This is a genomic window from Brevibacillus nigriterrae, assembly GCF_049846925.1.
Classification (GTDB): domain Bacteria; phylum Bacillota; class Bacilli; order Brevibacillales; family Brevibacillaceae; genus Brevibacillus_H.
Genome location: NZ_JBNCMT010000011.1, coordinates 75,266 through 97,704, shown reverse-complemented (window position 1 = coordinate 97,704; position 22,439 = coordinate 75,266). Strand labels below are relative to the sequence as shown.

The 22,439-nt window shown below is 45.7% G+C and carries 27 protein-coding genes; 19 read left to right on the top strand and 8 right to left on the bottom strand.

Annotated features, from left to right (window positions below; translation table 11 throughout):
- Positions 1-15 precede the first annotated feature (15 nt).
- The 5 genes from ACPW7N_RS10495 (at position 16) to spoVAE (ending at position 3,016) form a co-directional block, all read left to right on the top strand.
- Positions 16-222 carry a DUF1657 domain-containing protein gene (locus tag ACPW7N_RS10495; protein ID WP_425651027.1) on the top strand — a complete coding sequence of 69 codons (207 nt, stop codon included), beginning with the start codon at positions 16-18 and terminating at the stop codon, positions 220-222.
- Positions 223-285: 63 nt separating this feature from the next.
- Positions 286-1,146 carry a DUF421 domain-containing protein gene (locus ACPW7N_RS10490; protein ID WP_425651026.1) on the top strand — a complete coding sequence of 287 codons (861 nt, stop codon included), beginning with the start codon at positions 286-288 and terminating at the stop codon, positions 1,144-1,146.
- 18 nt (positions 1,147-1,164) lie between these two features.
- Positions 1,165-1,638: a stage V sporulation protein AC gene (gene spoVAC, locus ACPW7N_RS10485; protein ID WP_425651025.1), complete on the top strand. Its 474-nt coding sequence runs from the start codon at positions 1,165-1,167 to the stop codon at positions 1,636-1,638.
- Between the two features lie 3 nt (positions 1,639-1,641).
- Positions 1,642-2,655 carry a stage V sporulation protein AD gene (gene spoVAD, locus ACPW7N_RS10480; protein ID WP_425651024.1) on the top strand — a complete coding sequence of 338 codons (1,014 nt, stop codon included), beginning with the start codon at positions 1,642-1,644 and terminating at the stop codon, positions 2,653-2,655.
- A gap of 10 nt (positions 2,656-2,665) precedes the next feature.
- Positions 2,666-3,016, top strand: a complete 351-nt coding sequence (gene spoVAE, locus ACPW7N_RS10475; protein WP_425651023.1) for a stage V sporulation protein AE — start codon at positions 2,666-2,668, stop codon at positions 3,014-3,016.
- A 3-nt stretch (positions 3,017-3,019) separates the two neighbouring features.
- Here spoVAE and ACPW7N_RS10470 read toward each other — a convergent pair whose 3' ends face one another.
- Positions 3,020-3,169: a hypothetical protein gene (locus ACPW7N_RS10470; protein WP_425651022.1), complete on the bottom strand. Its 150-nt coding sequence runs from the start codon at positions 3,167-3,169 to the stop codon at positions 3,020-3,022.
- Positions 3,170-3,323: 154 nt separating this feature from the next.
- Here ACPW7N_RS10470 and ACPW7N_RS10465 point away from each other — a divergent pair, with 154 nt between their 5' ends.
- From ACPW7N_RS10465 to ACPW7N_RS10455, 3 genes are all read left to right on the top strand, one after another.
- Positions 3,324-3,665: a toprim domain-containing protein gene (locus tag ACPW7N_RS10465; RefSeq protein WP_425651021.1), complete on the top strand. Its 342-nt coding sequence runs from the start codon at positions 3,324-3,326 to the stop codon at positions 3,663-3,665.
- A 67-nt stretch (positions 3,666-3,732) separates the two neighbouring features.
- Positions 3,733-3,939 (top strand): hypothetical protein, encoded by a 207-nt coding sequence (locus ACPW7N_RS10460; RefSeq protein WP_425651020.1) that lies wholly within the window; start codon positions 3,733-3,735, stop codon positions 3,937-3,939.
- Between the two features lie 177 nt (positions 3,940-4,116).
- Entirely contained in the window at positions 4,117-4,512 is a 396-nt protein-coding gene (locus ACPW7N_RS10455; protein ID WP_425651019.1) for an SET domain-containing protein, read from the top strand.
- A gap of 46 nt (positions 4,513-4,558) precedes the next feature.
- On the opposite strand, the gene ACPW7N_RS10450 is transcribed toward ACPW7N_RS10455, so the two are convergent.
- Positions 4,559-5,341, bottom strand: coding sequence for an undecaprenyl-diphosphate phosphatase (locus ACPW7N_RS10450; protein WP_425651018.1), 783 nt, complete (start codon positions 5,339-5,341; stop codon positions 4,559-4,561).
- Between the two features lie 186 nt (positions 5,342-5,527).
- Between ACPW7N_RS10450 and ACPW7N_RS10445 the strand changes: the two genes are divergently transcribed.
- Together ACPW7N_RS10445 and ACPW7N_RS10440 are read left to right on the top strand one after the other, a co-directional pair.
- On the top strand, positions 5,528-6,409 hold the full coding sequence (locus ACPW7N_RS10445) for a CvfB family protein (RefSeq protein WP_425651017.1): 882 nt from the start codon (positions 5,528-5,530) through the stop codon (positions 6,407-6,409).
- Positions 6,410-6,638: 229 nt separating this feature from the next.
- A complete protein-coding gene (locus ACPW7N_RS10440) occupies positions 6,639-7,700 on the top strand; it encodes a tetraprenyl-beta-curcumene synthase family protein (RefSeq protein ID WP_425651016.1) in 1,062 nt (353 codons plus the stop codon).
- On the opposite strand, the gene ACPW7N_RS10435 is transcribed toward ACPW7N_RS10440, so the two are convergent.
- On the bottom strand, positions 7,701-7,874 hold the full coding sequence (locus tag ACPW7N_RS10435) for a DUF5325 family protein (protein ID WP_425651015.1): 174 nt from the start codon (positions 7,872-7,874) through the stop codon (positions 7,701-7,703).
- A gap of 147 nt (positions 7,875-8,021) precedes the next feature.
- Between ACPW7N_RS10435 and ACPW7N_RS10430 the strand changes: the two genes are divergently transcribed.
- Positions 8,022-8,621, top strand: coding sequence for a PilZ domain-containing protein (locus ACPW7N_RS10430; protein WP_425651014.1), 600 nt, complete (start codon positions 8,022-8,024; stop codon positions 8,619-8,621).
- Positions 8,622-8,659: 38 nt separating this feature from the next.
- Here ACPW7N_RS10430 and ACPW7N_RS10425 read toward each other — a convergent pair whose 3' ends face one another.
- The 3 genes from ACPW7N_RS10425 to ACPW7N_RS10415 all read right to left on the bottom strand — a co-directional run bounded on the left by ACPW7N_RS10425 (position 8,660) and on the right by ACPW7N_RS10415 (position 12,644).
- A complete protein-coding gene (locus tag ACPW7N_RS10425; RefSeq protein WP_425651013.1) occupies positions 8,660-9,916 on the bottom strand; it encodes an MFS transporter in 1,257 nt (418 codons plus the stop codon).
- 62 nt (positions 9,917-9,978) lie between these two features.
- Complete coding sequence (locus ACPW7N_RS10420) at positions 9,979-11,103, bottom strand: winged helix-turn-helix domain-containing protein (RefSeq protein ID WP_425651012.1); 1,125 nt, start codon at positions 11,101-11,103, stop codon at positions 9,979-9,981.
- 20 nt (positions 11,104-11,123) lie between these two features.
- Positions 11,124-12,644, bottom strand: coding sequence for a sigma-54 interaction domain-containing protein (locus ACPW7N_RS10415; RefSeq protein ID WP_425651076.1), 1,521 nt, complete (start codon positions 12,642-12,644; stop codon positions 11,124-11,126).
- A gap of 347 nt (positions 12,645-12,991) precedes the next feature.
- On the opposite strand from ACPW7N_RS10415, the gene ACPW7N_RS10410 reads away from it, so the two are divergent.
- Together ACPW7N_RS10410 and ACPW7N_RS10405 are read left to right on the top strand one after the other, a co-directional pair.
- Positions 12,992-13,909: a proline dehydrogenase family protein gene (locus ACPW7N_RS10410; protein ID WP_425651011.1), complete on the top strand. Its 918-nt coding sequence runs from the start codon at positions 12,992-12,994 to the stop codon at positions 13,907-13,909.
- Positions 13,910-14,049: 140 nt separating this feature from the next.
- On the top strand, positions 14,050-14,994 hold the full coding sequence (locus ACPW7N_RS10405) for a DNA-3-methyladenine glycosylase family protein (RefSeq protein WP_425651010.1): 945 nt from the start codon (positions 14,050-14,052) through the stop codon (positions 14,992-14,994).
- A 25-nt stretch (positions 14,995-15,019) separates the two neighbouring features.
- Here ACPW7N_RS10405 and ACPW7N_RS10400 read toward each other — a convergent pair whose 3' ends face one another.
- Both ACPW7N_RS10400 and ACPW7N_RS10395 read right to left on the bottom strand, forming a co-directional pair.
- The gene (locus ACPW7N_RS10400; RefSeq protein WP_425651009.1) at positions 15,020-15,841 is read right to left on the bottom strand and encodes an alpha/beta fold hydrolase; all 822 of its coding nucleotides are present in this window, start codon (positions 15,839-15,841) and stop codon (positions 15,020-15,022) included.
- Between the two features lie 166 nt (positions 15,842-16,007).
- Positions 16,008-16,919, bottom strand: coding sequence for a DMT family transporter (locus ACPW7N_RS10395; protein WP_425651008.1), 912 nt, complete (start codon positions 16,917-16,919; stop codon positions 16,008-16,010).
- 259 nt (positions 16,920-17,178) lie between these two features.
- Here ACPW7N_RS10395 and ACPW7N_RS10390 point away from each other — a divergent pair, with 259 nt between their 5' ends.
- The 6 genes from ACPW7N_RS10390 (at position 17,179) to ACPW7N_RS10365 (ending at position 22,413) form a co-directional block, all read left to right on the top strand.
- A complete protein-coding gene (locus tag ACPW7N_RS10390; protein WP_425651007.1) occupies positions 17,179-17,607 on the top strand; it encodes an acyl-CoA thioesterase in 429 nt (142 codons plus the stop codon).
- A 99-nt stretch (positions 17,608-17,706) separates the two neighbouring features.
- Positions 17,707-18,864: a serine hydrolase domain-containing protein gene (locus tag ACPW7N_RS10385; protein WP_425651006.1), complete on the top strand. Its 1,158-nt coding sequence runs from the start codon at positions 17,707-17,709 to the stop codon at positions 18,862-18,864.
- A 167-nt stretch (positions 18,865-19,031) separates the two neighbouring features.
- Entirely contained in the window at positions 19,032-19,391 is a 360-nt protein-coding gene (locus tag ACPW7N_RS10380; protein WP_425651005.1) for a DUF3870 domain-containing protein, read from the top strand.
- Between the two features lie 141 nt (positions 19,392-19,532).
- On the top strand, positions 19,533-20,465 hold the full coding sequence (locus ACPW7N_RS10375) for an ABC transporter permease (RefSeq protein ID WP_425651004.1): 933 nt from the start codon (positions 19,533-19,535) through the stop codon (positions 20,463-20,465).
- A gap of 1 nt (position 20,466) precedes the next feature.
- Entirely contained in the window at positions 20,467-21,393 is a 927-nt protein-coding gene (locus ACPW7N_RS10370) for an ABC transporter permease (protein ID WP_425651003.1), read from the top strand.
- Positions 21,394-21,399: 6 nt separating this feature from the next.
- A complete protein-coding gene (locus tag ACPW7N_RS10365; protein ID WP_425651002.1) occupies positions 21,400-22,413 on the top strand; it encodes an ABC transporter ATP-binding protein in 1,014 nt (337 codons plus the stop codon).
- Positions 22,414-22,439: the final 26 nt, after the last annotated feature.

Sequence of the window (22,439 nt, the reverse complement as noted above, 5' to 3'; positions counted from 1 at the left end):
GAGGGGGTGATACGTATGACAGTTTCAGCACAGGTAAAACAAACCTTGGCTAGCCTTAAAGGGGCACAGGCAAATCTGGAATCGTTTGCATTGAGCACCCAGAACAAAAAGGCAAAAGACTTGTATGCGCAGGCTGCAACCGCAACACAATCCGTCTGCAATTCGTTGCAACATCGTGTTAATGAACTGGAAAAAGAGGAGCCTCAATATAAAGGCTTCTAAGCAGGGAAGTTCACACAAAAGGGGGAGGGAAGCCTCTCTCTTTTCTCCCAAGGAGGGAATACCTTGTCTGAGTCACTCAACATTTTGATTCGTTCTTTCCTTGCCTTTGTCATCCTTTTTGCTATGGCAAAGATATTTGGGAAACGCCAGATCAGCCAGCTTACCTACATCGAATACATAGTTGGGATCACAATCGGCTCTATTGCTGCCTTCATGGCAACGGATATGGATGGTCCCATTTATCATAGCCTGATTTCTCTTGCCATTTTTTCGGCGTTGCCGATACTCCTTGAGTTTTTGTCTCTAAAAAGCAAGCATATACGAGATTTTGTGGATGGCAAGTCAACCGTTCTCATCAAAGACGGCAAGGTTTTAGAGGATAATCTGAAAAAAGAGAGGTTAACCTCTGAAGATTTTTTAGAGCATCTACGCATGAAAAATGTATTCAAAGTAGCTGATGTTGAATTTGCCGTAATGGAAACCAATGGCGATGTCAGTGTTTTACTGAAAGCAGATCAGCAACCGCTAACACCCAAGCTACTTAACATGCAGGTATCCCCGGCAGAAGCGCCTCAAGCGGTGATCATGGATGGTGCCATCATGGACGAATCACTCTCGAACCTGGGATTAAACAGGGGATGGCTGAAAGTTGAACTGGCAAAGGCTGGTGTTGCCTTGGAGAATGTATTTCTTGGCCAGGTTGATAAGGGTGGTCAACTGTACCTGGATTTATTTGACGATAAACTGATGGTTCCTGAACCGACGATGATGCCATTAACCTACGCCACTTTGAAGAAATGTCAGGCTGATTTAGAGTTATATGCGCTTGCTACGAAAAGTGAAGCGATGAAACAGAGCTATACGGAGTACGCAAAACGCATTCAACATGTAATGGATCAGGTGAATCCGCTGTTAAATCGATAGGTAAAGGTGATCTTTGTTATGGCAAATCAAAAGATGAAAAAACTAACACCAACCCAACAATACTATCAGCGATTGGCAAAACGTTATGAGCCGCCAAGACCATTTGCAGCTAATTTCACCAAAGCATTTGTAGTAGGTGGTTTGATTTGTGTCCTGGGACAAGCCATTCAGGATATGTTCATTCGATACTTCGACTTTACGGAAAAGACAGCTTCTAATCCGACAGTAGCGGTACTCATTCTCATATCTGTGTTATTAACAGGGTTTGGTGTTTATGACCGAATTGCACAGTGGGCTGGTGCTGGTACCTCCGTTCCGGTTACGGGTTTCGCCAATTCGATGGCATCTGCTGCGATTGAGCATCGAAGCGAAGGTTACGTCCTGGGTGTAGGCGGCAATATGTTTAAACTGGCTGGTTCTGTCATTGTTTTTGGCGTTTCATCTGCTTTTGTGATTGGGATTATTAAGACACTCATCAAGATGGGGGGCTGACCGATGAAGCAAGGGCATCAAACGTGGGTTTTCCCAAGTAAACCTGTCATCGTTGCATCTTCTGCTATTGGCGGTCCATTCGAGGCAAAAGGTCCATTAGCCGACGATTTTGATATCCTGCACGGGGATTTGTCACTGGGACAAAAAAGTTGGGAAAAAGCAGAGAAGGTATTACTGGAAGAGGCGTGTGATAAAGCGGTGCAAAAGGCTGAGCTCCAAAAAGATCAAGTAAACTACTTGATCGCTGGAGATCTGATGAACCAGATTATCTCATCCAGCTTTGCTGCTCGAACGTTAAGCTTACCTTACATAGGTATCTTTGGAGCGTGCTCTACTTCAATGGAGGGGTTGGCACTAGCATCATTGCTAATCGATAGTAATCAAGCAGATGTCGTGCTTACAGGAACCAGCAGTCATAATGGAGCCGCAGAAAAGCAATATCGGTACCCGACTGAGTACGGTTCACAAAAGCCTCCGACAGCACAATGGACTGTGACGGGGGCTGGAGCATCCGTTGTCGCAAAAGAAGGTACAGGGAATCGGGTTGTGACAACGTCTGCTACCATCGGGAAAATTGTTGATATGGGTTTAACTGATCCATTTAACATGGGAGCGGCCATGGCTCCTGCTGCATTTGAAACGATTACTGCACACTTCCGTGATCTGCAGTTACCCTATGATCACTACGATATGATTTTCACTGGTGATCTGGGGAAAGTCGGGCATACCATCCTTCAATCGATGTTTCAGGAGTATCAGGTAGCGATTCCACCAGAGAAATATCTCGACTGCGGAATGCTGATTTATGGTGATAATCCATCCGTCTGGTCCGGAGGGAGTGGATGTGGATGCTGTGCAACCGTAACGTATGGGCATTTACTGCCCAGATTGCGAAAAGGGGAGTGGAGAAGAATACTCGTCGTGGCTACGGGAGCATTACTATCTCCATTGACGTTTCAACAGGGGGAGAGTATTCCAAGCATCGCACATGCAGTTGCTATGGAAAGGGTGGAATAGGAGGTATGGCATGATTTACTTTTGGGCGTTTGTTGTTGGAGGAACCATCTGTTTAATCGGGCAGTTTTTGATGGATGTAATAAAACTAACACCAGCACATACGATGTCTGCTCTCGTCGTGGCTGGTGCTGTCTTGGATGGTGTCGGTTTGTATGAGCCCTTGATTGATTTCGCAGGGGCGGGGGCATCTGTTCCGATTACGAGTTTTGGCAATGCCTTGGTTCATGGAGCGATGGCAGAGGCAGAGCAGCACGGATTGATTGGTGTCGTTACAGGGATTTTTGAAGTGACGAGTGCAGGTGTTTCTGCTGCGATTGTTTTTGCGTTTTTGGCTGCTCTGGTATTCCGTCCAAAGGGTTAGAGCTTATTTTTGCTTGGATGTTTGTTGTTTGTATTGCCTGCTGTTGCCCTGATTCGATTCGGTATGTGTATCATCAGCAACTGTACTGCTGGTTAAGCCCTCAACAGCAAGCCCTTTTTTGTTAAGGTTGTCTGCATGCTTCCATTTGCTCATGTGTATACCCCCTTTCAAGATACTTTATTGTGTGGATTCGGATTGAAGCTTACTCTCTCCACTTCCTAGCGAAAAAGGAATGATCATACACGTCAAACAATGTTCTCTTCTGTTATACTTGAAGTACAGGTAGCAGGAAGGGAGAGGGAGAAATATGTACACACGCACGATCATTGTTGAAGGCAAATCTGACAAGGAACGCTTGCTTCGTGTATTGGCTGAACCCGTCACAATTATATGTACTCATGGATCTTATAGCTCTGTGAAGTCAGAACAATTGTTAAATCGAATTCCGATTTCTTCCGATGTTTATATTTTTACAGATGAAGATGAAAGTGGCATGAAGCTTCGGGCGCAACTGAGAGAAGACTTCCCTGACGCCATTCATTTGCATACGAAGAAGAACTTTGCACAGGTTGCCAATACGCCTGTTGTGGACCTCGCTGAAATTTTGCAAAAGGCAGGATTTCTTGTAAAGGAAACGAAATCGGCGTAATCTCCCAAAAACAACATGAATAGCCGCCACGCCTTCAGGAAAAACTGCTTTGAAGGAGGATGTGCGGATGAACACATTTTGGGTATTTATGAGCAGGATGAACCTTATTGGCTGGATAGTCGGTGCATTTGTTGCCCATGTTGTTATGTATCTGCTTCTGGGAACTGATACGTGGCTTTCCACTTCGTTCCTGGCGACAGCCGTATGGGCAGTTGTGTTATATGCGTTGAAAGTTTCCGGCAAAAAGCGGATGGAGCGTCATTCGGCAGGATAGGCTTACGAAAACGAAAAACCAGCCAAGGATGGCTGGTTTTTTTACAGATAAGAATTAATCAGTATTTTGAGGTAGCTGTTGTGCTGTTCAGTTAAAAAAACAGTTGCTTTCATCTGTAACAACTGACATTCTTACTAAGTGGGGCACCATAGACAAAAGAACAAGTAGGTGATTAACATGATTGAAATAAAGACTTCTACACTCAGTGACGGGGAGTTCAACAGGGGCGTTTTTGCAACGAAGGATATAGCAAAAGGTGAGCTTATTCATGAAGCACCAGTGATTCCTTATCCTAATAAGGAACATGTGCACATAGAGAAAACGTTACTTGCTGATTACGTATTTGAGTATGGACCCGATCATACGGCCATTCTCTTGGGATTTGGTATGTTGTTTAACCATTCCTACCAGCCAAACGCCAAGTATGAGATTAACTATGATAATCACACATTTGACTTCTATGCTCACACAGATATCAAAGCTGGGGAAGAGATACTCATCAACTATAATGGTGGTATCGAAGATGATACTCCTCTTTGGTTCAATAAAGATGAATCAGAAAACAGCAAATGATAGTAAAAAGTCACCGTCGTTTTAAAACGAGGTGACTTTTTTAATACTACCACATGCCGAAATATTGCAACCCAAGGATAATGGCACCGAGAATCCATACATAAACAGCAAAACCTTTCATCGAACCATTGCTAATGATGCGAATCATCCAACGAATGGCAAAATAACCTGATATACCAGCAAACACGGCACCAAGGATCATGGGCATCATTTGTCCGGATTCCAGTGGTTGTTCCAGCAAGTCTTTCGTTTGCAGAACAGTTGCACCCAAAATGGCTGGCAAAGAAAGGAGGAAGGAGAAACGGGCAGCTTCAGCACGATCGATTCCTCGCATCAAAGCACCAGCGATCGTCAGACCGGAACGGGAAATGGCCGGAAGAATGGCAGCACCTTGCAATGTTCCGATCAATAGTGCGTCAGTATAGTTGATCTGGTCAAAACGGCGTGTCCCTCGACGAAGGGATTCAACTGCCCAAATGATAAAGCCGGTTGCGATAAACTCGAAGCCAATGGTCTGTCCTGTCCGAGAAATTTCTTCGAAGTAATCTTTGAAGGTCAGACCGATGATGGCAGTCGGAATGGTCCCAACCACTAACAAGCGAGTCATTTTGCTAAACGGATTCATCAATATATATTTAACTTCTTCCCAATAAACAATGACAACGGCAATCAATGTGCCCAAATGTAGAAGAGTATCAAACAATAAACCAGCTTCACGCAACCCGAATATTTTTCCAAACAATACCAGGTGTCCCGTTGAGGAAATCGGGAGAAACTCAGTAAGTCCCTGAATGATCCCAAGAATCATTGACTCAATATATTGCAACATCGTATTCGCTCCTATCCCTTTTTACTTGCAATTCATAGATATGTGTATGTGTTTTATACGTGGACTTGCCTATTTTATCACATTCCACAATTGGAAAGGAAAATTTTAGTGAAGGAAAACCTGAATGGATGCTGATTGTTTCTGCATAGTAAGGATGATAGTATTAGGGCATGTTCGAGTAAGGAAGTGAGTGTTTTGAGTCAATTACATGAATTGTATGCAGGCAAGGTAATCACCCTGCCCGTTGCGCAAGAGAAGCCGTTTGGATTTTTTCTGAAACATGGCGACAAAGAAATTCTATTACATAGGAATGAAACAACAGAAGAGGTACAGGTGGGAGATCAGGTCGAGGTATTTCTGTATCATGATCACGAAGATCGTCTCGCTGCTACCATGAAGATGCCCAGCGTTCGAGAAGGTGAGTACGGTTGGCTGGAGGTAGTTGATGTTCATCCGAAGTTAGGAGTATTTTTGCATAATGAAATTGGCAAGGATCTCCTGTTGTTCTTGGATGATCTGCCCAAGTTAACGGAAGAGTGGCCGAAGCGGGGAGATCGATTGCTGGTTACCTTGAAATGGGACAAGCATGGCAGGATGTTAGCCCGTTTGGCAAATGAAGAGATCATTTTGCGTATTGCCCAACCAGCCCCTGCAAACATGCGAAACAAGCAGGTGGAAGGTACGGTATACAAGGTGATTGGCAGCGGAGCATTCCTGCTCACAGATGACGAGTACGTTTTATACATCCACCGCGATGAAATGATTCATCCTCTTCGTTTGGGAGAAACCGTGATGTGTCGTGTCAGCTATGTAAGGGAAGATGGGCGTCTCAACGGGTCGCTGCGTGCTCGCAAGGAAGTATCTTATCAGGAAGATGCTGATCGGATTTTGGCTTATCTCAAAGACCGGGGCGGAGCGATGCCGTATACAGACGGAACTGAAGCAGAGGTCATCAAGGACAAGTTCGGCATCAGTAAATCCGCATTCAAACGGGCGATGGGCCGATTGTTGAAATTAGGCCTGATTGAACAAGAGGATGGCTGGACTCACCTGAAACGCCATTCATAAATAGAACCATAATGAAGAAGGCAGGGATATAAATGTCCCTGCCTTTCTTTTTTGCGAATACAAGTGTCAGGCCAAGAAATATAGAAAGTTCTGAAAATTACAAGAATAAAATTCACAAATAAGATGGAGTTGAACTGGATGAAAAGGGAAAAATATGTAATACGGTGTAATACTTACTGAGGAAAAGAACGTTGTGTTACAATTATGGTGGGATAAGGGAGGAACGGGCGTGAATGGGAAACCAATACGACATCCATTGCAACTCTTATATCGAGTATATCGACATGTGAAACCGTGCTTGGACCGTACGTTTGATTTCTGGTTGCAAAAGGCGGAAGTCATTCCGGACAAGGAACTGAGGAAGCAAGCTCTTGCCAGTATGCATTCCAAACGGTTCCATTGTGAGGGTGGGACTGTTTATGCAGCACAATTTGTGTCTGAGGTAGAAACACTGGTACCACTGATCGTGGCTTATCAGACGATAAGTGATTACCTTGATAACTTATGTGACCGCAGCACCTCTTTAGATCCCGAGGACTTCAGGCAGTTGCACTATGCCCTGCAGGATGCACTAGTGGCAGATGCTCCCGTTCGAGATTACTATCAGTATCGGGCGGAGAAAGAGGATGCCGGATTCCTGAAAAGCCTCGTGCTTGCCTGTCAGGAGCAAATTAAAAAGCTCCCCTCTTATAAGGCGATACAGCCCAAAGTGCTGGAGTTGTCCGTCTTATACAGTGATTTGCAGGTGTACAAGCACATTGCGCATGAAAAAAGAGAAGGTGAACTTCTCGCCTGGTGGGAGAAATACAAACCTCTCTGTCCACAAATTTACTGGCAGGAATTTTCTGCTGTTGCGGGCTCTACTATCGGGATATTTGCTTTGTTCTGCTTGGCGACCCAGCATCAAGTGGACGAAGAGTATGTGAATACATTGAACAAAGCTTACTTTCCATGGATTTGTGGGTTACATATTCTGTTGGATTACCTGATTGATTTGGAGGAAGATCGAGTGGGGGGGGACTTGAATTTTGTCTCTTACTACCATTCTGATGAGGAAGCTTTGAACCGACTGCAATTTTTTATTGAGCAAGCGAAAGCGAATATTGAGCAATTGCCATATCCGCAGTTCCATGGAATGATAGTAGATGGACTGGTTGCATTTTATTTAGCAGATCGAAAGGTAAACCGCAAGCAACCTCAAATTTACACCATTTCCAGGCGATTGCTTCGGGAAGCAAGCGGTTTGACTTCACTCTTGTTTTATTTAAACAGTCTGCTGATCCGCAGGTAGCTAGCCGTGGTGCTTTTTCTTGTAGGCAAAACCGGCACCCATGAACAGAACGGTCAGGATCGCACAGGCAATTCCACCAAGAATGCTTTTTTCTGCAATGGAAATGCCGATTCCTACCATACTAGCGGCTACAGCGATGGCAATCAGCAATGTGAGAAAAGAATAGCGTGACATGAATGGTTCCTCCTTGAAGCGATGTTTCATTTATAGCTTTTATACTACCAAAATGTTAAAAAACTTGTAAGGCAACATCGAGACGTTTTTCAAAGAAAAAAATGGGTATATAACAGATACAGGTAACAGTTGGGGGCGGAGATTGATATGGATAGTGTAATTCAAGTGAAAATCGCAAAAAAATTATTTGAAGGTACGATTACCTATGAGGAAGGGGATCTTGTTGAGGCTTCCTTTCCGGAAGAGTTAGATGTCAGTGTGGGCGACCCTCTTCAATGTATGATTACCCGAAATTTTAGCGAAATTACTTCTTTTCAAGGCATCGCTCTGGCCAAGGAACCGAATCGATTAATCATTTTCAATCCGCCAAGTGTTCTCGAATTCAAAGAACAGAGACGCCGTTATCCCCGGTTTGATATACAAATTCCCGGATGGATTCGTGTGCTTGCACAAGGCGGAGCAAAAACGGGGTTGTCTGATCCGAGAGTTGAGGTAGTCAATGTAAGCTTGGGTGGGGTCGCTTTTCGTTTCGATCAGAAGCTTGCACCGAAAACCAATCTGACGTTCTACACAGAGCTGTACGGCAGAGACGAAGGGGTTATTCAATCCCGTCTGGAAGTAATCCATATCAACGAAGATGCCGGATTCGTACATGGATGTAAAGTGGTTGATATGACAAGTAAAAGCTTGCATGAACTGCGCAAATACTTACTGCAAAGACAATTGGATGACCTGAAGAGTAAATAAAATGGAAAACAGACCCATAAAAGCCTACCTGACTGAAATTAGCTTGCTTCAGTCGAGTAGGTTTTATTTTGTTCTTTATCTTTATTCCAAACCAACTTTGCCAGGATGAAGCCTGTAATGCTAAGCAGGAACAGGGTGATTCCGATGGCTGTGAAGGCGAAGCTTACGCCAAGCTGTTGGATGATGATTCCACCTATAAGAGGCGCAATCAAAAAGACTGCACTTCTGAGAGAGTCAATGATTCCAGTCATTCTTCCAATCAGGTGTTCCGGGGTCTCCCGTTGCAGGATGAACTGGATGCCAAGCAGCAAGAGTCCATTCCCCAATCCACCCACAATCGCCCCGCCGACCGGTAACAGGATAGAATCACCACTTTTCATAATTCCCAGACATATGAAGGCAATCGCAAGTAATAACGTGCCGCCGCCGTAAATCATCGAGTGGCTAGGCCAAGTACCCCGCTTTTTGATGACAAGCATAACGAAAAGTGATCCGATCCCGATGGCAGAGGTTACCCACCCCACCAGCTCCGGTTGTGTCGGTGCAACTTCACGGAAAAGGACAGCAAATTGTGCATCTACACATTGAATTGCCATACCTGTTGCCATGGCAAACAGAAAGCTGACTTGTATACGATTGTTGGCTAAAATGAAACGCCAACCTTCCAGCCAGGCATCAAGTGTGATTTTTTCCTTGTTTGTTGTGAGGTTGTTCGTTTGATCACCTTTTGACGGAAGTGGAAGTGTGAAAAGCAGAAAGGCGGAGAGCACAAAACTGCAAGCATTCAAAAGCAAACAAACGAAGGGAGAAGCAAAAGCAAGGAGAGATGCTCCTAGCAGGGGGCCCAGCACCTTAGTAGCTTGCTGGATCGTCCCGTTTATCGTTAGTGCCTGAAACAGGTGCTCAGACGGAACTAACCGACGCAGGGCGGATTGTTGTGCCGGAGAGCTGAGTGTATCGGCAACGGAACGCAGAAATAATAACAGCAACATCCATTGATAATCTGGAACAAATAACAGGCAGAATGTGAGAATGGCCCGGATCCCGTCTACTCCAACAAGAATCATACGTTGGTTCCATTTGTCTGCTACAATTCCGGAAAATTGCCCTAGTAATATGGAAGGTCCGGCATAGACCAAAGGCAACAGCGCCATCACCATCGGACTTAACTTCCAATGATAGGAGAACAGGACAGTGATTGCGAGGAAGTCCATCCAGTCTCCAAAGTTTGAGATCAGACTTGCTGAAAAAAAGCGTCGAACCACCCGATTACTCCACATGCTGGCGGTTGTCATAAAAAAACCTCCCTGTATCAAACGTCTTACAGAGAGGGTAACGGACCAATGTCAGAGGAATATCAGAGCGATAATACTTGGGATAACTTTTTTTCAATGGCAGGAAAATCATGTTGCCTGGCAAGATCTTTCCACAGCGCCAAGTAGGTTCGCTGGATCGTTGGTTCATGGATATAACGTAAAATCAGACGAACACCAAAAATCAAATGAGGAACAAAGCGGCTCTGCTGATATAAAGCTACTCCTTGAGCGATCAGTTTTTTGGCGTCTTGTGTATGGTTTTGTAAAAGTGCCAGCCAGCCACGCAAGATGAGTACGGAGGCTTTTTGCAAGTGATAGGGAAGTTGACTGACCTTTTGTTCACACGTGATCAGCATTTTTTCTGCTGATTCCAGATCACTTTTCAATAAGAAATAAATGACCTCTTTTTGGAGCAGGAGCAGTTCAAACACAGGAAGGTTTGCTTCGTTGACAACAACCCATGATTGGTCGAGTCGTTCTCTTGCCTCTGACAGCAGGCCAGCTTCCAAATAAAGATTGATACAATTGATCGAAAGCTCACGCTGCCATCGGTGTTCTAGTAGATTCGAGGCAAGGGTCTGATGAAACAGACGGATGGATGTTTGTACGTCTTCATGAATGCTAGCGAATATGTGAACAAGGAAGAATAATTTCTCCGAGTAAGAAATCTCAGCCGTATCAATCAGCCAATGAAAATCCCCTCTGACAAAATGCAAGTAGGACGAATAGAATCTCGGAATCTGTATCCCAAGGGTCTTCTGATTGGCATAAAGCGTCTCCATGGCAGCGCCCATTCCGAATCGATGATACGTTTCAAAAAGCTGCTGAATTTGCCGATCGAACTCCGGTGCCTCGATTGGCGAAACCCGCAGGGAAGGTCGCTCAATGATTCTCAGTCGATACCCTTGACCTCGTACCGTCTCCAGCTTGAACAGGTGCTGCCAGGCATGCAGTTTTTTGCGTAACCGGTAAATGTGGTCATCAACGGTACGGTCAGTCGGTTCTTCCCGTTTCCATACAGCATCAAGCAGTTCTTCTCTGGTGAATGTCCTGTCTTTGTTGCGAATGAAAAATTGCAACAATGCGAATTCTTTCGGCAGGAGAGGGATCGTCTCTTCACCGATTGAAATAGAGGAACGATCTTCAGACAACTGATATGCGATCATGGTGGATCATTCCCTTCCCGTCAATCGATGCCGTACCTTCGCAATTTGTTATATAAAGTACCTCGGGATATTCCCAGCAATTGGGCTGCCGCTTTTTTATTGCCATACGTTCGGTCCAATGCTGCCAGGATTCGTTTTCGATCCTGGGCTTCATCGTATATGGCATAGGGCGATTCCATCACACTTTGTTCGTCTGGAAACGTGCTTGTCTGGCATGCAACCGGCGTATGGGTGCGGATGGAGAGTGGCAAATGTTCATAGGAAATCACGCCTCCTTCCTGTAATATGCAGAGGCGCTCCATAATATTGCGCAGCTCTCTGATGTTGCCGGGCCAAGCGTAATCCAGCATGGCTTGCATCACCTCTGTCGAAATCCGTGGAACAGGCTGTTCATGGGCAACAGAGTATTCCTGCAAGAATAGTTGTACGAGCCCGGGAATGTCTTCTTTGCGTTCACGTAGCGGGGGAATTTCCAACGAGAAAACGTTGAGGCGGTAGAATAAATCTTCACGGAATTTCCCTTCTGCAATCATCTGCTCCAATTGTCTGTTGGTCGCTGCGATAATTCGTGTATTCACGGTAATTGGTTCTGTTCCACCCACACGATAAAATTGGCGTTCCTGCAAAGCTCGCAACAACTTCACTTGCAGCTCAAGCGGCAATTCACCCACTTCATCGAGGAATAGAGTTCCGCCATGTGCCAGCTCCAATTTCCCCGGTTTTCCTTTGCGTTCTGCCCCGGTAAATGCCCCGCCTTGATAACCAAACAATTCACTTTCGAACAGTGCGGCAGGGATCGCTGCACAGTTTATGGCAATAAACGGCTTGTCACCTCTGCGACTGGACTGGTGGATGGCTTGGGCAAATAACTCTTTGCCTACGCCACTCTCGCCATACAGGAGTACGGTTGCATCTGTCTGGGATACTTTTTTGGCGCTTGCAATCGATTGCTGGATGGAAACCGAGTGCCCCTTTATCGGGAAAAACGGGTCGTCAACTGCCTGGAATCGATTCATCTCCTGCTGCAAGTTGTGCAAATGAGCAGTTGTATCGGCCAATTCCTCATTCAGACGAACCAACTCGGTAATATCCTGTTCGATCGAGATGGCCCCGATTACTTCTCCGTTGTAACGGATGGGGGCGGAGTTAATCAGAACGTGCTTGTCCGGGCGAGGAATATGATACATCCGTTGCACAGCGGTTCCTTCCGCCAGCGCATCTTTCAACCGGATGGATTCACTGGCGAAATGAGTGTCAAGGGACGTGCCGAGCACCTGATTTTTAGGGATGTTGTAGATTTTTTCGGCTGCGTCATTCCAGAACACAACCGTTGTATTTTTGTCAACGACAGTAGTGGCTTCACTCATGGTTTCCAGCAACGTGTCCAAAAGTGCTGCCTGGTTGATGGCGACACCGAGCATGGAGCTGATTAAATTAGGGAGTGAGAGCATGCCAATTGGTTTGTTGTCGGCATCAGTGACAAACAGGTGCGAAGGAATCTGATTGCTGCTTTCAGGGAAGCTGGAAATCAGTGTCGAAATAGCTTCGGCAACTGTGATATCAGCCGTTATGTTTATGAGAGGCGATTGATCGACCTCGGAATATGTTGGATCAATTGGCAGCAGGATTTCCCTTAGCGGAGTGAGTAGTGAGAATAAGGAATTCAAATGATCACATCCTATCGTTAAGACTTCAATATCCTATAGTAAGATGAACGTATAAGCATAAGTGTACAACGATGAACACTTTTTGTACACAAATGTCGATCGGTGACGGATTTTCTTTTGATAAATGTGTCTGTTTTTTGTATAGATGTAGCAGTTTTATGTATGGCATGCTTCTTGCTTATTGTTTTGGTAGAAGGCAAGATGAGGAGGAGACTGCAACAATGGAACAACTTATGAGGGACTTTTTTCTGTTCCTATCCAAGAATAAGTACTTAAACGAGGCTGCAAAGAAATGGGGACTTCGTTTCGGAGCGAGTCGTTTCGTGGCAGGCACAACGATTCCGGAAGCGATCACAAATGTACGTGAGTTGAACAATAAAGGTTTAATGTGTACATTGGATCACTTGGGCGAGTTCGTATTTAGTGTGGAAGAAGCGAATGAGTCAGCCGATTATTGCATCAAAACACTTGAGGCGATTTATACGTCCGGTGTTAACTGCAATCTCAGCTTGAAAATGACTTCGCTCGGACTCGATATCAGCCGTGAGCTTTGCATGAAAAACATGCGCCGCATTCTCGATGCAGCTAAGCAATACGGTGACAATTTCGTTCGTATCGACATGGAGGATTACCTGCATAACGAAATCACCCTCGATATTCTCGATGAATTGCTCAAGGATTATAACAACGTAGGTACGGTTATGCAGGCGTACTTGTACAAGGTAAATGACGATGTCGAGAAAATGAAAGACAGAAAAGTAAACCTTCGCCTTGTAAAAGGTGCCTATAAAGAATCACCAGAAGTTGCATATCCGGCAAAATCAGATGTAGATGAGAACTACAAAAAAATTATCAAGCAGCACTTGTTGAACGGATGCTATGCTGCGGTGGCTACACACGATGACAACATCATCAATTATGTAAAGCAGTTGGAAAAAGAACACAATATCCCTAGAAGCCAATTTGAGTTCCAAATGCTCTACGGAATCCGTACGCAAGCGCAGATCGATTTACAAAAAGAAGGATATCGCATGCGTGTTTACGTACCATACGGTAATGACTGGTTTGGATACAACATGCGCCGATTGGCTGAACGCCCTGCCAACGCATGGTTCGTTCTCAAAAGCTTGTTTAGATAAAATGAATGCTGAAAACCTCCCACTTAGGCATGTTGCCAAATTTCCATTTTGTTCATGATGGTATTTGGCAACATGTTAGGCAACATGCTCTGAAGTGTGGAGGTTTTCTTCTGCTATTGGTACAATATGGGTGAAATGAGGTGAAGCTTTTGTTCACAGCAACTATTCCTGTTGTACCACCCTATTCGTTTGAACGACTTCTGCGCCGATTGGAATCTCATCCTGACGATCAGTTCCGCATCGATGCTGATAGAGGAATTTTTCGACGAGCGTTTCGTTTGAACGGCAAGCCAGTCCTCGTAACCCTTCAGTTTGGGGGAAATACCGAGCAGCCAGAGCTTACTGTGACTGCAAAAGAAACACTAACAAGCTCGCAGCAACAATCACTGATTACTACCGTGCGCCATATGTTTGGCACTGATTATCAGCTTGCACCGTTGTACGAACATATGGAAGCTGATGAACATCTTGGCAGATTGGCTACCGCTTTTCGAGGATTGCGATTCCTGCTTGATCCCGATTTGTTTCAGTCGATGGTTCGAACGATTATTGGTCAGCAGCTAAATTTGGCCTTTGCAGCGACCTTGACGCATCGATTGATTGAACTCGCAGGTGATTCCGTTCAGGACGAAGAAGGGAATACCTATCTGTTGTTTCCCACCCCGGAAGCGATGGCGGGACTCACTGTCAATCAGCTTCGTGAGCATCAGTTCAGTCAGCGAAAGGCAGAGTACGTCATTGATTTTGCCAGAGCAGTAGTTGATCAAACGATCGAGCTGGACCGTCTGAATACCATGTCAGATGAAGAGGTAATCAATTATTTGCTTCCATTGCGTGGAATCGGTCGTTGGACGATTGAATGTTTGCTGATGTTTGGCATGGGCAGGCCCGATTTGTTGCCAGCAGCCGACATTGGGATTCGCAATGGGATTCAGCTTGTATACGGAATAAACGAGAAACCGGATGAGGCAGAGATCCGCCGTATTGGCGAGTCATGGGCTCCTTTCCGCAGTTATGTGTGTTTGTATATCTGGGAGGCAGTCGGAGCGGCCAGGCGCAAAGAGCTGATTTTTTCGAATAAATAAAAGACAAAGACCGTGTCTACCTGATCTAGGTAGCAACGGTCTTCTTTGTATTGTTAGCGTAGCTTTTTTCAAGCAGGAACGAGATCGCCAGTTGATTGAACGAGTGAGGCTGATCGATATTGCACACATGACCTGCTTTTTTCAAAATGTGGTGTGTAGCATTGGTGAATTTATCCAGAAGCAAGTAGCTGCTCGACATAAAGGCGTAGTCATGCTCGCCCATCACAATCAGGGTTGGAATGTCGCAACGGTCAAATTGCTTGTACATATCAAACTGTGAGGTAAGTTTCCACCATTTATAGAAGGTAGGTGCGGGCATTCTCTTTGATTCCCGAATGAAGATTCGCCTTGCGCTGCGGGCTAGCTTGAACGGCATGAAAACATAAGCCATTAATGGATATAACAGTTCCTTGGAGACGATATGGATAAGAAAATGGCGGGTAACTAGATACAGAATCTTGGACCACCCTGTGAATTTGGTTACTGCCCCAGCCATGACCATCGAGCAAATTCTTTCTGGTGCTTTCAGTGCCATCTCCTGCATGACTGCCGTGCCTAATGAACAGCCGCAAAAATGGGCAGATTGAATATGGTGCTTGTCCATGATCGCCAGAAGATCTTCTGCTATGAGTGAAAAGGAGTACTCTTGCTCATCATGCTCATTTAGGGAAACTGTTTTACCGTGGCCCCGAAGATCATACGCCAATACCCGAAAGTGCTCAGCAAATGCTGAGAGTTGCTTATACCAGCTTCGAGTGGAACCACCTGCGCCATGAATCATAATCAGCCATTCCTTATCGGGTTGTCCGTGGATCTCAACGTGATGCTGATAGGAAAACTTCTTCAAACTCAAGTCACCCTTGCCTCTCATAAATAGTGTATACAGAGTTGATTATATCATATAACGAACTGCTAATATTTTGACAGAATGATTATTTTGCACTTTATATGGCGACAAAAACGCACCCTTCTCTTTCGAAGAGAAGAGTGCGTTTGCCAAACCTTGCAGTCGATTATTTCTCAGATGCTTTTTGTTTCGAGGTTTTCACCATATTGGACAAGGCGACACCTGCCAAAATAAGACCTGCCCCCAGGACAAATCCAAGGGTGAGGTGTTCACCGAGCAGCAACCACCCAAAAAATGCACCAACGACGGGTTGTACAAAGAAAAAGCCGGCAGCGCTTCCTGCACTCATCAGCTCGAATCCTTTGTTCCACAGGTAAAAGGCGCCTGCAGTAGAAATGATCCCGAGATATAATACCCCTGCCCAGATTTCCCAACCGAATGACCAATCAATTGTCGTCGTAGAAAGCTCCCACAACATGACCGGTAAGGTAAAAATGAGCCCGAACAGTGCAGCATAAGCTGTCACTACAAGAGATGAGTAGATGGCGGTTGCCCGTTTACTGAGCACCGTGTACAGCGCCCACGTAACAGCAGCGACAAGAAGAATCAGGTTACCCATCATCGATGTGTCAGGTGCGCTGTGATCGGGTGTCCCAACTACTACTACGACCCCGATTGTGGCGAGTGAAATTCCAAGAAGCTGGAAAATTTGCAATTTTTCACGCAAAAGCCAAACGGCAAACAAAGCAATGAACGCTGGAGAAGCGGATGTGATTAATGCGCCCATGTGTGCGGTGGAAAACTTCGTTCCTAGAAATTGTGCGCCAATGGAGAGTGTGACTCCTACGAATCCGATTCCCATCATAGAGGGTAAATCTTCTTTTGGGACATACCTTTTGCGAATCACAACAATACTGCCGAGGACGAGCAATGCAATGGCGAAGCGAATTTCAAGCAGTGTGAAAGGTGGAATGACATCCAGTACCACCTTGCTGACTACGTAGACGCCGCCCCAGATTGCTGCTGCAAGTGACAAGAATATACCGCCCCAAATATGTTGTTTGCGTTCTGTGTTCATAAATGAAAGTACCTCCTATTAACTCCATTCCTGCCTTTTAGGATTGGAGGAAACCGGGGATATCTCGATCAAAACGTGTGTGTTGCAGCATGATTCATTCACCTCCACTAAACTTTGTGTATCCAAGCGTTGCTGATTATCGCTTATTATAGCCCACATGAGAAAAAAAAGCAGGATGTAAATATATGAATGAATGTTCACTCATTAATTGGAATAGAGTATACTAGTAGCAAAAAGGTGTTTTGGGGAGGCAGCAGCTATGACAGAGCATATTTTTTATACGGTAGTCCGCTCGACTGAGGTGGATACAATTGGACATTTGAATAATGCAAAATATCTCGAATATATGGAGTGGGGGCGCTTTGACTGGATCATCAAAGCAGGTCTGTCACTAGAAGAATTGCATCGGCGAGGAATTCTGCCAGTCGTCGTCAACATTAATGTGAATTACCGAAAAGAGCTGCGAATGGGCGACGAGGTAAAGATCGTATCGAAGCCCGTGAAGTACGGGTCCAAGAGCTTCGTGGTTCGTCATGAGTTGTTCAATGCCAAAGATGAGTTGGTCTGTGACGCTGATGTAACGATGGTCATGATCGATGCGAAGGAACGCAAGACAACAGACTTGCCTGAGGAAATACTGAGTACATTCACGTCAACTGAAACAATCAAGGAAGCTTCCTCTAAATAGGGGGCTTTTTTTTCTGTTCTTGCAAGGGCAGAAAAAACGTGTTTAGAATTATCTAACCATTTCCTGACAAATGGATTGAAAAAGGAAAGCAGGGATAAGATGGATAATCCACTAGATCAATCGTTACAGGAACTCATGCAAAAGCATCAGATTGTCGGTTTATCTGCCGCCGTGGTGAAAGACAATCGTCTCATCTGGTCCAACACATATGGAAAAGCGGATCTGGAGCGTGGTCAGCCGGTGACAGGATCAACTGTCTTTCGCATCGCATCCATCTCCAAAACCATTGCTGCGACAGCACTCATGCAGCTTTATGAGCAAGCATTATGCAAGCTTGATGAGGACATTAGCAATTACCTCGGTTTTTTGGTTCGCAATCCCCGATATCCAGAACATCCAGTTACGCTAACCTATCTCTTGACCCATACCTCTGGTTTGCAGGATGTTTATGTGGATTTTGTTGTGGCTTCACGTACAGAAAACCCGCCAACTATTCATCTGCGAGAAGCTCTTTTGCCTGAGGGAAGATTTTATACGGACGAACTGTGGGGGGAACTGGCTCCTGGTGATCCGGCAAGCTATGAATACTCCAACCTGGGGGCAGTGATCATAGCAACCATTGTAGAAAGTCTGTCAGGAGAACGATTCGATCAGTATTGCAAACGCCACATCTTTAAACCGTTGGAGATGAAAGACACCAGCTTTCACTTGCGAGACATCGAAGATATCAATCAGGTTGCCGTTTTATACAACTACTTGCCCGAAACAGGTACATATGAAGTAGGAACGGATGCTTACCGGGGAGTAAAACCAGAGGGCATTGACTATTCAGCATACCGCCCCGGTACGAACGGAGCACTGTTTGGCCCGCAAGGTGGACTGCGTTCTCATGCGGCCGACCTCAGCTTATTTATGCTTGCACACCTGAATCAAGGTACATGGAACGGCGTATCCATCCTGAAGTCCGAAACCGCCAAACTGATGCAACAACCACACTGGAGCGGTTACCGCAGGGAAGGCTTCTTTAAGAATGCAGGGTTGCAATTTCACATTACAGAGGACTTGATACAGGGGAAGCGATTAATTGGACACTCCGGGGATGCGTATGGATTGTTAAGCTGTCTTTATTTCCATCCAGAAGAACAGTGGGGGATCATCGTTATCATGAACGGACTGCACCAGGTAAAGGGACAGCATGTGTTTTTCGCAGCAGAGGAAGATTTGGCGAATTTCCTGTACGAGAGCTGTGTGAAATAATTAAGGCTTTTAAAAGTCTGATTATTTACAAAAATTAGTTTCTTCTGATAAAATAGGCACTATAACAGATAAGCTTATTCATGAATCTGGTTAGCGGTCGTTTAAAGTGCCCCTTTATCCATCCCGTTTAACCCGAGAATTCATGAAATCGGAGCGAGGTTTGCACTGTGTACGATGACGATACCCTTTATGTCGTTGGTGACGCCCAGGCTTCAACGAAAAATCCCATAACTCAGCAATACAGTTCGTTTTTTGTCGGGCTGGTTATTGATGCTACCAATGACAAAATCGTAGAAGCAGGTTGTTCTGCAACCATTCCGCTTACCAGCGATTTTGTTCGTTCAATTTTTGTTGGCCGCAAAATTTGGGATACAGATGAAGTAACTGTTGCGTTGCGCAGACGCTATTTTGGAGATTCCCAAAAAGCACTGATTGTCGCGTTTAAGGATGCCCAAAAGAAGTACAAACTCGCACTGAAAACAAGAGAGGAAAATTTCCCTCAGCCTCAACCTCAGCCTAAGAAGTGAATACGCTGCTTTATTTATTCGTATGGGAAACATACACGTAAATAAAACCCAGCATGTGATATCCCTGGTGCACGCCTTGGTTTCATATGCTGGGTTTTTCTTTTTCACTCTTATCATACTTTTTGCAAGGCGGGTGAATTCATGGCTCAATACATTCTTCGCAAATTTTTTTTCATGGTCCTTACAATTTTGCTGATCATTACCTTTACTTTCTTTTTGATGCACGCTGTACCTGGTTCACCGTTTGATCAGGACGAAAAAGGATCGAGTGAAGCAGTCAGGCAGAATCTGATGGCTCATTATCATCTGGATCAGCCGCTCGTCATGCAGTATCTGTTGTATTTAAAATCATTGGTTCAGTTTGATCTCGGGCCGTCCATTGCCAGCAGCTCAGAGACGGTCAACGACATGATCAATCGGGCATTTCCCGTATCTTTTACTCTTGGCATTGTTGCGCTTTTGTTCGCCATTTTTTCAGGAGTTGCCTTGGGTACGGTGGCTGCCCTGCGGCATAACCGGATTATTGATCATGCGGCGATGGTCTTTGCAGTATTGGGAATTGCGGTACCGAACTTTGTCATCGCCTCTTTGCTGATCAAGTATGTAGCTGTCCAATGGCAACTGTTACCCGCCGCAACCTGGGGGACGTGGAAGCACGTTATCCTGCCTTCGCTTGCTTTGGCAACTGGGCCTCTTGCGATCATTGCCCGCTTTACCCGAGCCAACATGCTTGAGGTACTCAATCAGGAGTACATCGATACAGCGAGAGCAAAAGGGCTTTCGCCAGCATCTGTCGTACTGAAACACGCCTTGCGCAATGCCATCCTGCCCGTCATCACCTTGTTGGGGCCATTGCTGGCAAATGTGCTGACCGGAAGCTTTGTCATCGAAAAAATCTTTGCCATTCCCGGTATGGGCAAGTACTTTATCGACAGTGTAGGGAATCGTGATTACGCAGTGATCATGGGTACGACGGTATTTTACAGTGTCCTCTTGATCTTTTTTATGTTTTTAGTGGATGTCGCTTATTCCATCATCGATCCTCGCATCAAGTTTCACAGCAAGGAGGTTTAGCATGAGTGTTCCCAGTGTTCCGGATGAATTGTTTGTTCCCATGCAAAAAAACACGGCAGGGCGTGAGGCGATCACCAGGCCACAGCTAACCTACTGGCAAGACGTCTGGCTCAGGCTCTCTAACAACAAGCTGGCGATATTGGCGATGGTCATTATTGTGCTGAATGCACTGCTGGCGATCTTTGGCCCTTTACTCACAGAGTACTCCTATTCCCAACAGTCCCTTTTAGAATCGAATACCGGACCTTCTGCCGAGCACTGGTTTGGTACGGACAATCTGGGGCGAGATATTTTTGCACGGATTGTGTACGGGGCCAAGATTTCTCTCTTTATCGGAATTACAGCCGCACTGATCGATTTTACCATTGGCGTCATATATGGCGGTATTGCGGGATATGTAGGCGGTAAAACAGATGAAGTCATGATGCGCTTTGTCGATGTTCTGTACGGACTTCCCTATCTGCTTGTAGTCATTTTGCTCATGGTCGTCATGGGGCCAGGGTTGCTCACAATTATCGTGGCACTTACGGCAACGGGCTGGATCGGAATGGCGAGGATTGTCAGGGGGCAAATTTTGCAGCTCAAAAATGCGGATTACGTCCTTGCGACCATCACTCTGGGTGGCACGCCTTGGTACATTATTTGGCGCCATCTGCTGCCGAATACGATGGGAATCATTATTGTGCAAATCACGTATACCGTACCTTCTGCGATATTCTCCGAAGCGTTCCTGAGCTTTATCGGCTTGGGGATTCAACCGCCTCTGGCAAGCTGGGGCTCGATGGCGAACGAAGGGTTGCCCTCTATCCTTTCAGGGCATTGGTGGCGCTTGTTTTTTCCCTCATTCTTTATTTCTTTTACCATGCTCGCTTTCAACTTGCTGGGAGACGGACTGAGGGATGCTTTTGATCCGAAGCTGAGGAGGTAGCATGCGATGAAACCATTGCTTGAAGTAGAAAACCTCCATGTGTCATTTCGAACTCACGGAGGGGAAGTGCAGGCTGTACGAGGGGTTAGTTTTTCTTTGCAAAAGGGAGAGACGCTCGCTGTAGTGGGTGAATCCGGGTGCGGGAAAAGCGTGACCGCACGCAGTCTGATGCGTCTGATCCCCGGACATACAGGAAAAATCACGGAAGGAAGTATTCGTTTCAAGGGGCTCGAACTGACAACCCTCCCCGAGAAAAAAATGCGGGATTTGCGTGGTTCTGAAATTGCCATGATCTTTCAGGATGCCATGACTTCTCTTAATCCCACGATTACGATCGGGGAACAAATCATGGAAGGGATTATCCGTCACCAAAAGGTTTCGAGGGCAGAGGCAAAAAATCAGGCCATTGAAATGCTGCGACTGGTGGGAATTGCCAACCCTGAGAGTCGGTTGAAGCAGCACCTGCACCAGTTTAGCGGTGGGATGAGGCAGCGGATCATGATCGCTATTGCAGCCGTTTGCAAGCCCTCCATTCTGATCGCCGATGAGCCGACAACCGCATTGGATGTTACGATTCAGGCACAAATTCTGGATTTATTCAAACAATTGCAGCGTCATACAGGAGTATCCATCATTCTGATCACTCACGACCTCGGTGTGGTTGCCAAAGTAGCAGATAGAGTGAGTGTCATGTATGCAGGAAAAATCGTAGAGACGGGAACGGTGACAGACATTTTTCATAATCCCCAACACCCGTATACAAAAGGGTTGCTTGGTTCCATCCCTCGGCTGGATGCGGATCGCACTATACCGTTGCATGCCATCATGGGCACACCTCCTGATTTGTTTGCGCCTCCCCAAGGCTGTGCGTTTGCTGTGCGCTGCGACTTTGCATTGGAAGTATGCGCCCGCTATCAGCCGCAGGCAAGTGTGATCGACCAACAGCATCAAGTTGTCTGCTGGTTACAGGACCCGCGGGCAAAAAACATATTTGCCAAAAATCAAGGAGCAACAGGGTAAAAGTGAAAAACGACGAGATGTTTTTC

Coding starts and splice junctions, on each gene's coding strand:
- ACPW7N_RS10495 (WP_425651027.1), top strand. CDS start 16: ATGACAGTTTCAGCACAGGTAAAACAAACCTTGGCTAGCCTTAAAGGG.
- spoVAC (WP_425651025.1), top strand. CDS start 1,165: ATGGCAAATCAAAAGATGAAAAAACTAACACCAACCCAACAATACTAT.
- spoVAD (WP_425651024.1), top strand. CDS start 1,642: ATGAAGCAAGGGCATCAAACGTGGGTTTTCCCAAGTAAACCTGTCATC.
- spoVAE (WP_425651023.1), top strand. CDS start 2,666: ATGATTTACTTTTGGGCGTTTGTTGTTGGAGGAACCATCTGTTTAATC.
- ACPW7N_RS10470 (WP_425651022.1), bottom strand. CDS start 3,169: ATGAGCAAATGGAAGCATGCAGACAACCTTAACAAAAAAGGGCTTGCT.
- ACPW7N_RS10465 (WP_425651021.1), top strand. CDS start 3,324: ATGTACACACGCACGATCATTGTTGAAGGCAAATCTGACAAGGAACGC.
- ACPW7N_RS10460 (WP_425651020.1), top strand. CDS start 3,733: ATGAACACATTTTGGGTATTTATGAGCAGGATGAACCTTATTGGCTGG.
- ACPW7N_RS10455 (WP_425651019.1), top strand. CDS start 4,117: ATGATTGAAATAAAGACTTCTACACTCAGTGACGGGGAGTTCAACAGG.
- ACPW7N_RS10450 (WP_425651018.1), bottom strand. CDS start 5,341: ATGTTGCAATATATTGAGTCAATGATTCTTGGGATCATTCAGGGACTT.
- ACPW7N_RS10435 (WP_425651015.1), bottom strand. CDS start 7,874: ATGTCACGCTATTCTTTTCTCACATTGCTGATTGCCATCGCTGTAGCC.
- ACPW7N_RS10430 (WP_425651014.1), top strand. CDS start 8,022: ATGGATAGTGTAATTCAAGTGAAAATCGCAAAAAAATTATTTGAAGGT.
- ACPW7N_RS10425 (WP_425651013.1), bottom strand. CDS start 9,916: ATGACAACCGCCAGCATGTGGAGTAATCGGGTGGTTCGACGCTTTTTT.
- ACPW7N_RS10420 (WP_425651012.1), bottom strand. CDS start 11,103: ATGATCGCATATCAGTTGTCTGAAGATCGTTCCTCTATTTCAATCGGT.
- ACPW7N_RS10410 (WP_425651011.1), top strand. CDS start 12,992: ATGGAACAACTTATGAGGGACTTTTTTCTGTTCCTATCCAAGAATAAG.
- ACPW7N_RS10395 (WP_425651008.1), bottom strand. CDS start 16,919: ATGAACACAGAACGCAAACAACATATTTGGGGCGGTATATTCTTGTCA.
- ACPW7N_RS10390 (WP_425651007.1), top strand. CDS start 17,179: ATGACAGAGCATATTTTTTATACGGTAGTCCGCTCGACTGAGGTGGAT.
- ACPW7N_RS10385 (WP_425651006.1), top strand. CDS start 17,707: ATGGATAATCCACTAGATCAATCGTTACAGGAACTCATGCAAAAGCAT.
- ACPW7N_RS10375 (WP_425651004.1), top strand. CDS start 19,533: ATGGCTCAATACATTCTTCGCAAATTTTTTTTCATGGTCCTTACAATT.
- ACPW7N_RS10370 (WP_425651003.1), top strand. CDS start 20,467: ATGAGTGTTCCCAGTGTTCCGGATGAATTGTTTGTTCCCATGCAAAAA.
- ACPW7N_RS10365 (WP_425651002.1), top strand. CDS start 21,400: ATGAAACCATTGCTTGAAGTAGAAAACCTCCATGTGTCATTTCGAACT.